The organism is Kineococcus vitellinus (genome assembly GCF_009906315.1).
In the GTDB taxonomy this organism is placed as follows: Bacteria; Actinomycetota; Actinomycetes; order Actinomycetales; family Kineococcaceae; genus Kineococcus; species Kineococcus vitellinus.
On sequence record NZ_JAAALL010000180.1, the window covers coordinates 1 to 9,318 of the forward strand.

Here is a 9,318-nt window from a genome sequence, read left to right on the forward strand (position 1 = left end):
CCGGCGGGGTGTGCCGGCGGAGGCGGCTGCGGTGCTGCGCGGGGCGCTGCGGGAGGTCGCCGGGGACGGCGGCGGGAGCGGAGCGGGCACGTCCCGAGCATGGCAGCAGCACCCGCGGCGTCCGCTGGCGGCGAACCGGCGGGCAGCCCGCGAGCGGCGGCGACTAGCGTGGCGGGTGAGCAGGACGAGTCGATGACCCGGGAGGGACTGCGGTGGAGGTTCGGATCGGCGTGCAGAACGTCGCACGCGAGCTGGTGTTCGAGTCGGCCCAGACCAGCGAGGAGATCACCGCGGCGGTCACCGGGGCGCTCTCGAGCGGCTCGGTGCTGCAGCTGAAGGACGAGAAGGGCCGTCTGGTCGTCGTGCCGGCGGCGTCGCTGGGCTACGTCGACATCGGCGCCTCGGAGGTCCGCAAGGTCGGCTTCGGCCTCGGCTGAGGACGCCGAGGAGCGCCGGGACGGGGCGCGCACCGCTGCGGCGGTGCGCGCCCCGTCCGCGTCCGGTGACCGTGCGGCACCGCGGCGGGCGCCGCGCGGTTACCATGGTCGTGTTCATGGTTGCCCGGTCGCCAGTCCCGATCGGCTGCCGACTGCCGCGACGCGGCCGCACGTCCCGATCGACGACTCCCCCGCCGGGTGGCTCCGCCCCCGTCGCGCCCCACCCGGGAGCTCGCGCGGGGCGGCGGCGCGCCCGCCGGGACCTTCTCCCTGCTCGGCGCGGGCATCGTCGGCGTGCTCGTGCTCGGCACACCCGGCGGCGACGCGCCGGCACCGGTCGCGGAGCTGCGCACCAGGCCCTCGGCCACGTCCACCAGCACGGCCACCAGCACGGCCACCAGCACGTCCACCAGCACGGCCACCCCCGCACCGCCGAGCGCGACCCGCCCCGCGGCGACCTCGCCCAGCGCGAGCGCACCCGCGGCCGGGGCACCGACGAGCGCACCCGCGGCCGGCGCGCCGACGGCGCCCGCCGCCGCCCGCTGAGCCGTCGAGGAGCACGAGCGCGCGATGACGACACCGTCCGGTCCGGGTGACGGCCGGGACGACCCCTACCGGCGTCCCGCGCCCGAGGGCTGGGCCGAGCCCGCCGAGCGCGACCCGTGGGCCGGTCCGCCCACCGCCCCCGCGGGCGGGGCCTCGCCCTGGTGGCAGCCGGGCGGTCAGCACGCGGGGCAGCAGGCGGGTCAGCACGCCGGTCAGCACGCGGGTCAGCACGCCGCGCAGCACGCGGGGCACGACGCGTTCCCGCCGCAGGCGCCGGCCGGTGCCTGGCCCGGTCCCGACGACGGCACCCGGCCCGCGCCGGGCGCCGGCGGTGCGCCGCTGCCCGGCTGGGACGACCCCTACCGCGATCCCGCGGCCGATCCGCGGGGCACCGGCCCGGGCCGCCGCCGCGGGCAGCCGGCGCGCTGGATCGGGACGGCGACGGCGGTGCTCGTGCTGGGCGTCGGCGGCGGCTTCGCCGGGGCGCTGCTGCAGGAGGAGCTCTCCGACGGCGGCGCGGGCACGTACCCGGCGGTGAGCATCCCCTCGCCGGCCCCCGCCTCCACGGACCGCCCGAGCGGGAGCGTCGCCGGCATCGCCGCGGCCGCGCTGCCCAGCGTCGTGGCGCTGCAGGTGGAGGGCGCCGAGGGGCAGGGCACGGGCTCGGGCTTCGTGCTGGACGCCTCCGGGGGCGGCTCCGCGTTCGTCCTCACCAACAACCACGTCGTCGCGGGCGCCTACGAGGACGGCGTGACCGTCGTCTTCCAGGACGGCGTGCAGGTCGCCGGCCAGGTCGTCGGCGCCGACGTCTCCTACGACCTGGCCGTCGTGCGGGTCGAGCGCGAGGGCCTGCGGGCGCTGCCGATGGGCGACTCCTCGGCGGTCGTCGTGGGCGACCCGGTCGTGGCGGTCGGCGCTCCGCTGGGGCTGCAGGGCACCGTCACCGAGGGGATCGTCTCGGCGCTCAACCGGCCGGTGTCGGCGGGGGAGTCCGCCGGGGACGCCTCCTACATCCAGGCCATCCAGACCGACGCCGCCATCAACCCGGGCAACTCCGGCGGCCCGCTGCTCAACAGCGCCGGCCAGGTGGTGGGGGTCAACTCCGCGATCGCCTCGCTGCCGGGGGTGACCTCGACGACGGGCAGCATCGGCCTGGGCTTCTCCATCCCCTCCGAGCAGGCCCGCCGCACCGCCGAGCAGCTCATCCGCACCGGCCGCGCCGAGCACCCGGTGATCCGGGTGTCGCTGGACAGCGGCTACACCGGGGAGGGCGTGCGCATCGCCGACGCCGCCGACGCGGTGGCACCGGGCGGTCCGGGCGACCGCGCGGGGCTGCGGCCCGGTGACGTCGTGCTCGCCATCGACGGCCGGCCGGTGACCGAGGCGGTCGAGCTCATCGTCGACATCCGGGCCCGCGAGCCCGGCGAGACGGTGACCCTGACGGTGCGCCGGGGTGGTTCCACCTCGGAGGTGCCCGTGACCCTCGAAGCCGACGGCTAGGATCGCTGCGTGTTCGGCATCAACGGGGGCGAGTTCCTCGTCCTCCTCGTCGTGGCGCTCGTGATCCTCGGACCCGAGCGGCTGCCGCACTACGCCGAGCAGCTGGCGTCGCTGGTGAAGTCGGCGCGCCGGTTCGCCAAGGGTGCGCAGGCGCAGATGCGCGAGGAGCTCGGTCCGGAGTTCGACGACATCGACTGGCAGAAGCTGGACCCGCGCCAGTACGACCCGCGCCGCATCGTGCGCGACGCGCTCAGCGAGGCGTGGGAGGACGACGACGCACCGGCCAAGCCGGGCGCGGGCTCCACCGCCGCGGGCGGGCGCACGGGCGTGGACCTCGGCAAGAGGTCGGCCCGGCCGGCGGCCGAGCCGTCGCCGGTGCCCTACGACGAGGACGCGACCTGAGCCCGCGCCCCGGCCCGCGGGCCCGCCGCGGGCTCAGGCGACGCTGACGCCCAGCTTCCGCCCGGCCAGCCCGCGCGGGCGGCGGGCGAGCGTGCGCGCCAGGTCGCGCAGGACGACCGCCGCGGGGGAGTCCGGTGCCCGCAGCACGACGGGCAGCCCCTCGTCGCCGCCCTCGCGCAGCGCCACGTCCATCGGCACCTGACCCAGCAGCGGCACGTCCGTGCCCAGCCGGGCGCTCAGCGACTGCGCGACCCGCGCCCCGCCGCCGGAGCCGAAGACCTCCATGCGCTGCCCGTCGGGCAGCTGCAGCCAGCTCATGTTCTCCACGACGCCGACCAGCCGCTGCTCGGTCTGCGCGGCCACCGCCCCGGCGCGCTCGGCGACCTCCGCGGCCGCCACCTGCGGGGTGGTCACGACGAGCACCTCGGCGCGCGGCAGCAGCTGCGCGACGCTGATCGCGATGTCGCCGGTGCCCGGCGGCAGGTCCAGCAGCAGCACGTCGAGGTCGCCCCAGTGCACCTCGCTGGCGAACTGCTGCAGCGCCCGGTGCAGCATCGGCCCGCGCCAGGCGACGGGTTCGTTGCCGGGCACGAACATCCCGATGGAGATGACCCGCACGCCGTGGCCGGTGGGCGGGATGATCATGTTGTCCACGCGGGTGGGCCTGCCGGTCACCCCGAGCAGGCGCGGCACCGAGAAGCCGTGCACGTCGGCGTCCAGGACCCCCACCCGCAGGCCGTCGGCGGCCATCGCGGCCGCCAGGTTCACCGTCACGCTGGACTTGCCCACGCCGCCCTTGCCGGAGGCGACGGCGTAGACGCGGGTGAGGCTGCCGGGGGCGTTGAAGGGGATGGTCGGGGCGGCGCCGGTGGTGCCGCGCACCTTCTCGGTGAGGCCGCGCCGCTGCTCGGGGGTCATCTCGCCCAGGTGCACGCGGACCCCGCGGGCGCCCTCGACGGTGCCCACGGCCGCCGTGACCTCGCGCGTGAGGGTGTCGCGCATCGGGCAGGCGGCGATCGTCAGCAGCACCCGCACGTCCACCAGGCCCTCGGCGTCGACGTCGACGCCGTCGACCATCCCGAGGTCGGTGATGGGGCGGTGCAGCTCGGGGTCGTCGACGGTGGCCAGGGCGCGCAGGACGCCCTCGCGCACGCTGTCGGCGGTGGGCGTGGGCGGCATGGCGCCAGGGTACGTGGCCGGGTGCCCGGCGGCCCGACCGGCCGACCACCGCTCCGGCCGACCACCGCTCCGGGAGGGAGGCGGTCAGCCCGCCGTGACGCGCACGACCTCCTCGAAGGTCGTCTCCCCGCGCATGGCCTTGGCCAGCGCCGACTGGCGCAGCGTCTTCATGCCGATGCGCTCGGCCTCGGCCAGCAGCGCCGACTCGGTCGCGTCGCTCATGAGCACCTTGCGCATGCTCGGGGTGACGTCGAGGACCTCGTAGACCGCGGTGCGGCCGCGGTAGCCCGTGCCGCCGCACTCGGGGCAGCCGGTGCCCTTCAGCGGCGTCGCGTCGAGGATGTCCTCGATCGTCAGGCCCAGCAGCGCCAGCACGTCGTCGTCGGGGATGTAGCCGTCGGCGCAGGACTCGCAGGGGCGGCGCACCAGGCGCTGCGCGATCGCGGCCGTCAGCGAGCTGGCGACGAGGAACGGCGCGGCGCCCATGTCGACCAGCCGCGTCAGCGCCCCGACCGCGGAGTTGGTGTGCAGGGTGGTCAGCACCAGGTGACCGGTCATCGCGGCCTTCAGCGCCAGCTCGGCGGTCTCGGAGTCGCGGACCTCGCCGATGAGGACGATGTCGGGGTCCTGGCGCAGCACCGAGCGCAGGCCGGCCGAGAACGTCATGCCCACCTTGGCGTGCACCTGCACCTGGGTGATGCCGGGCAGCTGGACCTCGACGGGGTCCTCGAGGGTGATGATGTTCTTCTCCGGCGACATCGTCGCGTGGATGGCGGCGTACAGGGTGTTCGTCTTGCCCGAGCCGGTGGGGCCGGTGATGAGCACGAGGCCCTGCGGGACGCTGAGGGCCTTCTCGAAGACCTCCAGCTGCTCGGGCTCGAAGCCCAGCGACGGCAGCGACGGCACGTCGTCGCCGCGGGTGAGCAGGCGGATGACGACCTTCTCCCCGTGCAGCGCCGGCAGCGTCGAGACGCGGCAGTCGATGGCCGCGCCGTCCACCGTGACGCGGGTGCGCCCGTCCTGGGGGATGCGCCGCTCGGAGATGTCCAGCCCGGAGATGATCTTGATGCGGCTGATGACGCTCGGCGCGACCCGCTTGGGCGCCGACATCACGTCGCGCAGCAGGCCGTCGATGCGGAAGCGCACGCGCAGCTGGTCGCGCTGGGACTCCAGGTGGATGTCGGAGCAGCGCAGCCGCACGGCGTCGGACAGGATGCGGTTGACGAGCTTGACGATGGGCGCGTCGTCGTCGACGGAGCCGTTGAGGGCCGCCAGCGGGTCCTCGTCGTCGTCGTCGGAGGCCTCCTCCACCATCCGCGAGACCTGGGTGGTGTCCTCGGTCAGCGACCAGGCGCGGGCCAGGTGGTCGCGGATCTGCGAGTCCGGCGCCACGACGACGTGCAGCTCGGGCGTGCGCGTGTAGAGCTTCACGTCGTCCAGGGCCAGGACGTTCGTGGGGTCGGCGGCCGCGACGAGCAGGTACTCCGGCGTCTTGTCCAGCACCAGCACGCGGCAGCGCTCGGCGACCGCGCGCGGCAGCAGGCGCACGACGTCGGGGGACAGGCTCAGCCGGGAGAGGTCGACGTGCTCCAGCTGCAGCAGCTCGGCCAGGCACTGCGCGAGCTCGGACTCGGAGACCATCCCCAGCTCGACGAGGATCTGCCCCAGGCGCCGGCGCGGGCCCTCCATGTTGCGCTGCTCGGCCAGCGCGACGTCGAGGTCCTCCGGCAGCAGCAGGCCCTTCTCGACGAGCACGTCACCCAGGCGCCGGCGGACCTGGGTGGCCGGCTGGCCGGGCTGCGCGGGGACAGCCCCCGGGGCGGCGTCGAGAGTCGTCACCCGTTGGGTGTCGGCACGTCCTCGTCACCGCTTGAGGTCCGCGCTGGGCCGGACGGGTCAGCGGCCCCCGCGCCGGAGGGGGACGCCGGTGCGGGACGGGAAGACCCGGCGCGGCCGGCGGGGCCGGCGGAGCCGGGGGGATCCGCGCCCGGCTCGCCGGTGCGCTTGCGCTTCTTGCCGCCCTTGCGCTTGCCCTCGCGCGCCGGCGCGCCCTCCTCCTCGTCGCGCAGCTCCTCCAGCACGGCCCGCAGCTCCGAGCGCACGAAGTCGCGGGTGGCGACCTCGCGCAGCGCGATGCGCAGCGCCGCGACCTCGCGGGTCAGGTACTCGGTGTCGGCGAGCGCGCGCTCGTCGCGGGAGCGGTCCTGCTCGTTGAGGACGCGGTCGCGGTCGTCCTGGCGGTTCTGCGCCAGCAGGATCAGCGGCGCGGCGTAGGAGGCCTGCAGGGACAGCACCAGCGTCAGGAACGTGAAGGAGTACGGGTCGAAGCGGACCCGCTCCGGTGCCGCGACGTTCCACAGGACCCAGACCACGACGAAGGCGGTCATGTAGACGAGGAAGCGCCCGGTCCCCATGAAGCGGGCGAACTTCTCCGAGGCCCGCCCGAAGGCGTCCGGGTCCACCTGCGGGCGCGAGAGCAGCTGGCGGCGCGTCTCGCGGGGCACGTCCAGCGCGACGGACTCGGCGCGCGCGCGCCGGGGCGAGCGGCGCGGCACCCGCGGTGCGCGCTCAGCCACGGCTCACCGCCGACGCGCCGCGCTCCCCGGCGTGGTGGAAGACCTCGCCCTCGGCCTCCCGCCAGTCCTCGGGCAGCAGGTGGTCCAGGACGTCGTCGGCGGTCACCGCGCCCAGCAGGTGCCCGTCCTCGTCGACGACGGGCAGCGAGACGAGGTTGTAGGCGGCCAGCTGGCGGGTCACCGCCTGCAGGCCCTCCTCCGGCGAGAGCGGGTCCACGTCGTCGTCGAGGATCTGCCCCAGCGGCGTCTGCGGCGGCTCGCGCAGCAGCCGCTGCAGGTGCGCGGTGCCCAGGTAGCGGCCGGTGGGCGTCTCCAGCGGCGGCCGGCACACGTACACGGCCGTCGCCAGCGGCGAGGGCAGCTCGGCGCGGCGCACGTGCGCGAGCGCCTCGGCGACGGTGTCGTCCGGGGCCAGGACCACCGGGTCGGTGGTCATGAGCCCGCCCGCGGTGTGCTCGTCGTAGGCCAGCAGCCGGCGCACCGGGGCCGCGTCGTCGGGCTCCATGAGCGCCAGCAGCCGCTCGGCCTGCTCGGCGGGCAGGTCCGAGAGCAGGTCGGCGGCGTCGTCGGGCTGCATCTCCTCCAGCACGTGCGCGGCGCGGTCGCCCTCCAGCGCGGAGAGGATCTCGACCTGGTCGTCCTCGGGCAGCTCCTCCAGCACGTCCGCCAGCCGCTCGTCGTCGAGGGCGGCGGCGACCTCGCGCCGGCGCTTGGGCGTCAGCTCGTGGATGACCTCGGCCAGGTCGGTGGCCTTGAGCTCCTCGAAGGCCGCCAGCAGGTTCGTCGCGCCCTGGTCGCCGTCGGCCACGGTCAGCCCGACGACGGCCTCGACGTCGACCGTCATCGTCTCCCCGCGCCGGCGCAGCCGGCCCGACAGCCCGCGCGGGGCGGCACCGCGGCGCACGAACAGCTTCGTCAGCTGCCAGTCGCGCGGGCGCACCGGCTCCATCGCGAGGTCCTCGATGGTCGCCGCGCCGCTGCCGTCGGCCAGCTCCACCGTGCGGTCCAGCAGCTCGGCCAGCAGCAGCGTCTCGGTGCGCCGCTGCTCGAAGCGGCGCATGTTCACCAGGCCCGTCGTCAGCACCTGGCCGGTGTCCACGCTGGTCACCCGCGTCATGGGCACGAAGACCCGGCGGCGGCCGGGCACCTCGACGACCAGCCCGATGACGCGCAGCGGACCGCGGGCGCGCAGCAGGCCGACGAGGTCGCGCACCCGGCCGACCTGGTCGCCCTGCGGGTCGAACACCGCCGTGCCGGCGAGTCGGGCGGCGAAGACGCGCGTGGTGGGGCCGGTCACACCCGCCAATCTAGTGGCCGACGGCGCGCCGCCCGACCGCCCGTTTCGCCGCGCGGGCCGCCCACGGCGCTCCTACGGTGACGCCATGGCCAAGGAGAGCAAGAAGCTGAAGTCGGAGGGCGCGCCCCTCTACACGGTCCCCGGGCTGAGCACCGAGCAGGGCGCCCAGGTGGCGGTGGTGCTGCAGGACCGCCTCAACGCCCTCACCGACCTGCACCTGACGCTCAAGCACGTGCACTGGAACGTCGTCGGCCCGCACTTCGTCGCCGTCCACGAGATGCTCGACCCGCAGGTCGAGGCCGTGCGCGACATGGCCGACACCACCGCCGAGCGCATCGCCACCCTGGGGCTCTCGCCCGTCGGCACCCCGGGCGCCATCGTGGCCGACCGCGGCTGGGACGACTACTCCGTGGGCCGCGCCGGCGCCATCGAGCACCTCGGCGCCCTCGACCTCGTCTACGCCGGCGTCATCGAGGACCACCGCCGCGCCATCGAGACGGCCGGCGAGCTGGACCCGATCACCGAGGACATGCTCATCGCGCAGTCCGCGCAGCTGGAGCAGTTCCACTGGTTCGTGCGCGCCCACCTGGAGACCTCCGGCGGGCAGCTGTCCACGGCCGGCGCCGAGACCGAGCGGCAGGCCAAGCGGCAGGCGGGGGAGCGGGCCGGCGCCAAGCGCGAGACCGCCTGAGCGCCTGAGCACCTGAGCGCCAGCGGGCGCACCGCCCGCGGGCACCGCGCGCGGTGCGTCCGCGTTGGAGCAGGTGTCGAGGTCCCGTGCCGCACCGGCGCCGGCCCGATCGACACCCGATCCCGCGGAGCAGCCGCGGGACGAGAACCGGTGAGGAAGTCGCGATGTCGAACCTCGGGCCCATGGGTGGTCCGCAACGGGTCACCACCCCCACCCCGCCGTCGGGGGAGGCGATCGGGCGCTACGCCACCTACTCCGAGGCGCAGCGCGCCGTGGACTTCCTCTCCGACGAGCACTTCCCCGTGCAGAACGTGACGATCGTGGGCAACGGCCTGCAGATGGTCGAGCGGGTCACCGGGCGGCTCACCTACGGGCGCGCCGCCGGCGCGGGAGCCGCCTCGGGCGCCTGGTTCGGCCTGCTCATCGGCCTCATGCTGTCCGTCTTCGGCGGCGGGGGCAGCGGGGCGCTGCTGACCGGCGTCCTCGTCGGCGCCGGCTTCGGCATGCTCTTCGGCGTCATCTCGTACGCCCTCACCGGCGGCCGGCGCGACTTCACCTCCTCCAGCCAGATCGTGGCCTCGGAGTACCTCGTGCTGTGCCTGCCGCAGCTGGCGGGCCAGGCGCGCGAGGTGCTGGGCCGGCTGCCCAACGGCCTGGGCCGCGCCCAGGTCCCCGGGCCCGGCCCAGCAC

Annotated in this window: 10 protein-coding genes; 6 read left to right on the plus strand and 4 right to left on the minus strand. The window is 75.8% G+C overall.

From position 1 onward, the window contains the following. Window positions 1–212: 212 nt before the first annotated feature. The 4 genes from GTQ99_RS15190 (at window position 213) to GTQ99_RS15205 (ending at window position 2,885) form a co-directional block, all read left to right on the plus strand. Complete coding sequence (locus GTQ99_RS15190; RefSeq protein WP_166616580.1) at window positions 213–437, plus strand: DUF3107 family protein; 225 nt, start codon at window positions 213–215, stop codon at window positions 435–437. A gap of 198 nt (window positions 438–635) precedes the next feature. Then, window positions 636–983: a hypothetical protein gene (locus GTQ99_RS15195; protein WP_166616581.1), complete on the plus strand. Its 348-nt coding sequence runs from the start codon at window positions 636–638 to the stop codon at window positions 981–983. Window positions 984–1,007: 24 nt separating this feature from the next. Next, complete coding sequence (locus tag GTQ99_RS15200; RefSeq protein WP_240897485.1) at window positions 1,008–2,483, plus strand: S1C family serine protease; 1,476 nt, start codon at window positions 1,008–1,010, stop codon at window positions 2,481–2,483. 9 nt (window positions 2,484–2,492) lie between these two features. Next, window positions 2,493–2,885 carry a twin-arginine translocase TatA/TatE family subunit gene (locus GTQ99_RS15205; protein ID WP_166616582.1) on the plus strand — a complete coding sequence of 131 codons (393 nt, stop codon included), beginning with the start codon at window positions 2,493–2,495 and terminating at the stop codon, window positions 2,883–2,885. A 33-nt stretch (window positions 2,886–2,918) separates the two neighbouring features. On the opposite strand, the gene GTQ99_RS15210 is transcribed toward GTQ99_RS15205, so the two are convergent. From GTQ99_RS15210 to GTQ99_RS25265, 4 genes are all read right to left on the minus strand, one after another. Continuing rightward, window positions 2,919–4,064 (minus strand): Mrp/NBP35 family ATP-binding protein, encoded by a 1,146-nt coding sequence (locus GTQ99_RS15210; protein ID WP_166616583.1) that lies wholly within the window; start codon window positions 4,062–4,064, stop codon window positions 2,919–2,921. 84 nt (window positions 4,065–4,148) lie between these two features. Continuing rightward, window positions 4,149–5,903 carry an ATPase, T2SS/T4P/T4SS family gene (locus GTQ99_RS15215; RefSeq protein WP_166616584.1) on the minus strand — a complete coding sequence of 585 codons (1,755 nt, stop codon included), beginning with the start codon at window positions 5,901–5,903 and terminating at the stop codon, window positions 4,149–4,151. Beyond that, window positions 5,900–6,619: a DUF1003 domain-containing protein gene (locus tag GTQ99_RS15220; protein WP_420814570.1), complete on the minus strand. Its 720-nt coding sequence runs from the start codon at window positions 6,617–6,619 to the stop codon at window positions 5,900–5,902. The genes GTQ99_RS15215 and GTQ99_RS15220 overlap by 4 nt, the downstream gene beginning before the upstream one ends. Before the next feature lie 13 nt (window positions 6,620–6,632). After that, the gene (locus tag GTQ99_RS25265; protein ID WP_166616586.1) at window positions 6,633–7,937 is read right to left on the minus strand and encodes a magnesium transporter MgtE N-terminal domain-containing protein; all 1,305 of its coding nucleotides are present in this window, start codon (window positions 7,935–7,937) and stop codon (window positions 6,633–6,635) included. An 85-nt stretch (window positions 7,938–8,022) separates the two neighbouring features. Between GTQ99_RS25265 and GTQ99_RS15230 the strand changes: the two genes are divergently transcribed. Further along, entirely contained in the window at window positions 8,023–8,628 is a 606-nt protein-coding gene (locus GTQ99_RS15230; protein WP_166616587.1) for a Dps family protein, read from the plus strand. 164 nt (window positions 8,629–8,792) lie between these two features. Then, window positions 8,793–9,318: YflT domain-containing protein (locus GTQ99_RS15235; RefSeq protein WP_205707553.1), on the plus strand; the 526-nt coding region annotated here is incomplete at its 3' end.

What these genes read in the sequence shown, in the direction of transcription:
- GTQ99_RS15200 (WP_240897485.1), top strand. Translation starts at nt 1,008, where the DNA reads ATGACGACACCGTCCGGTCCGGGTGACGGCCGGGACGACCCCTACCGG.
- GTQ99_RS15210 (WP_166616583.1), bottom strand. Translation starts at nt 4,064, where the DNA reads ATGCCGCCCACGCCCACCGCCGACAGCGTGCGCGAGGGCGTCCTGCGC.
- GTQ99_RS15230 (WP_166616587.1), top strand. Translation starts at nt 8,023, where the DNA reads ATGGCCAAGGAGAGCAAGAAGCTGAAGTCGGAGGGCGCGCCCCTCTAC.